Source organism: Novosphingobium sp., from assembly GCF_041915465.1.
In the GTDB taxonomy this organism is placed as follows: domain Bacteria; phylum Pseudomonadota; class Alphaproteobacteria; order Sphingomonadales; family Sphingomonadaceae; genus Novosphingobium.
In genome coordinates this window covers 1-2,129 of record NZ_JAYSBK010000190.1, presented here as the reverse complement: position 1 = coordinate 2,129, position 2,129 = coordinate 1, and the positions used below count along the sequence as shown (strand labels likewise).

Below are 2,129 nucleotides of genomic sequence, written 5' to 3'. Positions count from 1 at the left end.
CCGATCCCGCCTAGCATTGCGCCAAGGCACTGACAGGGCAGGAGGATAAGGCCATGCAGGTAATCAGGACGATCGTGTGGGTGCTGGTGGCCGTCGCGCTGCTGCTCTTCTCGGTCAACAACTGGCAGCCGGTCGAAGTGAAGATCTGGGAAGACCTGGTCCTCGAAACCCGCCTGCCCGCGCTGGTCGTGCTGTCGTTCCTGCTGGGCCTGGTACCGATGTGGCTGCTTTCCAAGGCCGGCAAGTGGCGCCTGACCCGCCGGATCAACGCGCTGGAAAACAGCATCAAGGCCGCCGTAACCGGCCAGCCGTCGAATATTGCCACCACGACGCAGCTTGACGCTGCCGCTGCGGAAGACCCGAAGAACTGACATGTCGAATCCGATCTACCTTGCGCTCGATCTCCCCCGCCTTGACGCTGCCGAAGCACTTGCCCGCAAGGTTAAGGGCCATATCGGCGGGATCAAACTGGGCATGGAATTCTTCTATGCCCACGGCCACCACGGGGTTCACGAGATTGCCAAGATCGGGCTGCCGATCTTCCTCGACCTGAAACTGCACGACATTCCCAATACCGTCGCCTCGGCGATGCAGGCGATCCACGTGCTGGAGCCCGCGATCGTCACGATCCACGCCTCGGGTGGGCGGGCGATGATGGAAGACGCCAAGGCCGCGGCGGGCGAACACTGCAAGGTGGTGGGCGTGACCGTGCTGACCAGCCTCGACGATGACGACCTGACCGCGGTCGGCGTCGGCGGCACCGCCCACGATCAGGCGATGCGGCTGGCGGACCTGGCCCATTCGGCCGGGCTCGACGGGATTGTCTGCTCGGGCCAGGAAGTCGGCTCGGTCCACCGCCAGTGGAAGGACGGTTTCTTCGTGGTGCCCGGCCTGCGGCTGCCCGAAAGCAAGCAGGGCGACCAAAAGCGCATCGTCACCCCGCGCGCCGCGCGCGATGCCGGGGCCAGTGTGCTGGTAATCGGCCGCCCGATCAGCCGCGCCGAAGATCCGGTCGCGGCTGCTCGCGCGATCGAGGCGACGCTCTAAGCAGCCCCATGCCGGCCCCAGCGATCAAGATTTGCGGCGTCACCACGGCCGAGACGCTGGAGGTGCTGATCGCCGAACGCGTCGATCACGTCGGCTTCAACTTCATCGCCAAGAGTCCGCGCTACCTGAATCCGGAGCAAGCGGCGCGGCTAGGCGCGCACGCTGCAGGGCGGATCAACCGCGTCGGGCTGTTCCTCGATGCCGAAGATGCGTCGATTGGCGAGGCAATTGCCGCTGCCGGGCTCGATGCCGTGCAACTCCACGGCGAGGAAACCCCCGAGCGCGCCGCACAGGTCCGCGACCGCTTCGGCCTGCCGGTGTGGAAGGCCCTGCCCGTCGCCAGCAACGAAGATGTGGCGAGCGCGGCGGCCTATGTCGGCGCGGTCGATCTGGTGCTGTTCGACGCCAAGACGCCCAAGGGCACCTTGCCCGGCGGCATGGGCGTGACGTTCGACTGGTCGCTGCTCACAGCCTGGAAAGCGCCATGCGCCTGGGGCCTGGCCGGCGGACTAAACCCGGCCAACGTCGCCGAGGCGGCCCGGATCACGGGTGCCCCGCTGGTCGATGCCGCATCGGGCGTGGAAACTGCGCTCGGCGTGAAGGATGCCGCCAAGATCGCCGCGTTCTGCGCAGCCGTGCGTTCGCTCTAGCCAAACGAAAAGGGCGGCCCGTTGCCGGACCGCCCTTCGCTCGGTGGTTGGTGTTCTCGATCAGAACTTGACGCCGACGCCGCCGACGACTGCGTTCGAATCCGGAACGCCATTGCCGACGAAGTAGTGGCGGTATTCGCCCTTCACGTAGATGTTGTTGCCGATGCCCTGCTCGACCCCGGCACCCGCGTGCCACGAGTGTTCACACAGGTCGCACGACTTGGTGGTATAGCCCGAGGCGACGAACAGCTTGGTCGAAGGCGTCGCCTTGATGCCCGCGCGGCCGGTGAAGCCCCAGGCAACCTTGGTGCCGCTTTCGCCGATCTTGTCGCCCGACACTTCGACACCGGCGAAGGTGTTTGCGCCAAGGTCGAAGTCGTAACCGGCAGCCGCGCCCCAGGTGTCCTGCGTGGAACCATTCGACCAGATCAC

General features: G+C 66.1%; 4 protein-coding genes. 3 read left to right on the top strand and 1 reads right to left on the bottom strand.

Features of this window, described 5'->3' with window-relative positions; translation table 11 throughout:
* The first annotated feature begins 53 nt into the window (after nucleotides 1-53).
* From ACE3SN_RS16855 to ACE3SN_RS16845, 3 genes are read left to right on the top strand one after another with little or no spacing between them, the layout of a single operon-like run.
* Entirely contained in the window at nucleotides 54-371 is a 318-nt protein-coding gene (locus tag ACE3SN_RS16855) for a lipopolysaccharide assembly protein LapA domain-containing protein (RefSeq protein ID WP_374532000.1), read from the top strand.
* Between the two features lies 1 nt (nucleotide 372).
* Nucleotides 373-1,047 (top strand): orotidine-5'-phosphate decarboxylase, encoded by a 675-nt coding sequence (gene pyrF / locus ACE3SN_RS16850; protein WP_374531998.1) that lies wholly within the window; start codon nucleotides 373-375, stop codon nucleotides 1,045-1,047.
* An 8-nt stretch (nucleotides 1,048-1,055) separates the two neighbouring features.
* Nucleotides 1,056-1,697 carry a phosphoribosylanthranilate isomerase gene (locus ACE3SN_RS16845; RefSeq protein WP_374531996.1) on the top strand — a complete coding sequence of 214 codons (642 nt, stop codon included), beginning with the start codon at nucleotides 1,056-1,058 and terminating at the stop codon, nucleotides 1,695-1,697.
* A gap of 60 nt (nucleotides 1,698-1,757) precedes the next feature.
* Here ACE3SN_RS16845 and ACE3SN_RS16840 read toward each other — a convergent pair.
* The coding region (locus ACE3SN_RS16840) for an outer membrane protein (protein ID WP_374531994.1) at nucleotides 1,758-2,129 on the bottom strand (372 nt) is incomplete at its 5' end.